The sequence below is a fragment of the Moorena sp. SIO3I6 genome, assembly GCF_010672095.1.
In genome coordinates, this window is record NZ_JAAHHU010001644.1 from 1 (window position 1) to 1,104 (window position 1,104).

At 37.4% G+C, this 1,104-nt stretch carries 2 protein-coding genes and 1 pseudogene; all 3 read right to left on the reverse strand.

Going from position 1 to position 1,104, the window contains the following annotated elements; genetic code table 11:
- Positions 1 to 343, reverse strand: a pseudogene (locus F6K49_RS51955) (hypothetical protein); the annotation flags it as partial.
- A gap of 77 nt (positions 344 to 420) precedes the next feature.
- Positions 421 to 585 (reverse strand): acyl carrier protein, encoded by a 165-nt coding sequence (locus F6K49_RS51960; protein ID WP_293110848.1) that lies wholly within the window; start codon positions 583 to 585, stop codon positions 421 to 423.
- Positions 586 to 894: 309 nt separating this feature from the next.
- Positions 895 to 1,104: hypothetical protein (locus tag F6K49_RS51965; protein WP_293110850.1), on the reverse strand; the 210-nt coding region annotated here is incomplete at its 5' end.

Consider the following 1,104-nt stretch of genomic DNA (forward strand, 5'->3'; position numbering starts at 1 on the left):
GTAGCGGATGCCTTTCCCTTAGAGCTTGAAAAACTTGTTGCCAAATAGTTAGATCTACCAAGGAGTAGATCCGAACCGAAAATGACACATTATAATTATGACTCTGGGGTGATAGCTGCCACAAAAACCAGATATCTTTTTGACCATAAGAGAGGGAATGGACTTGGGATATATCTGGATTTTCGTTTAGTAACTGTAATATTTCTGATTTATACTGCTCTAATTCGGCCATAACATCAGTGGTCAGTACTTCTTGGGAACCTTCAGTTCTTAACTTTCCTCCATTATTCCATAATTTAACTCCTTTGAGAGAAATGTCTTGTAATAATTGACTTAAGTTCATAGTTCTACCTTGATCCAGTTCTTTGATTTACTATTATCTGTACGATCGCTTTGATTTAGTTGTTAATTGAGTTAATTTTAAATAGCAGCAATGGTGATTAATTCCATAGTTTTTGGAATTGAAACATCCACGTCTAGCTCACTTGAAATTTTACTTCTTAGCTCAATTGACATTAGATAGTCCAATCCCATTTTATTTGGTAGTGGTACACAAGTAGTAATTTTAGCTCCCGAAACCTCCATTATGCCGTAGCCAAATCACTACATCTTTATCACTACCTTTTATTTAAAGGTTTGTGTATATCGATTAGGTAATTTTTCATGGCTAATACTGGATCTGCTTTATTTTGGATATCAGCAATTAATATCTTTGGATCTCCTAGCTTGATTTAAAACCCAGTGACATCATAGGGGACAATATCATCTAATTCAGCTTGTGTAATAATCTCTTTATAATCTCTTTTGATAATCATTTACAGTAATACTAACAAAAACTCCTGTAGACTCACCTTGTAACCGTTTTGGAATGTGCCCGTCATTTTCCATGGCTTCCTAACTAACTTCCAGAAGTAACCGATGTTCTGGATCGAGACTGACAGTGTCCCGAGGTGAAATCCCAAAAAAGCGAGTATACATCTTACCTGGAACGCTTGGATCGGCTTTGTAGTAAGCATTGAGCGCGGTTTGCACTTCAGTTAGGTACAAAGTTTTGGGTTTGTAGGGAGCAGGGAGCAGGGAGCAGGGAGCAGGGAGCAGGTAAGA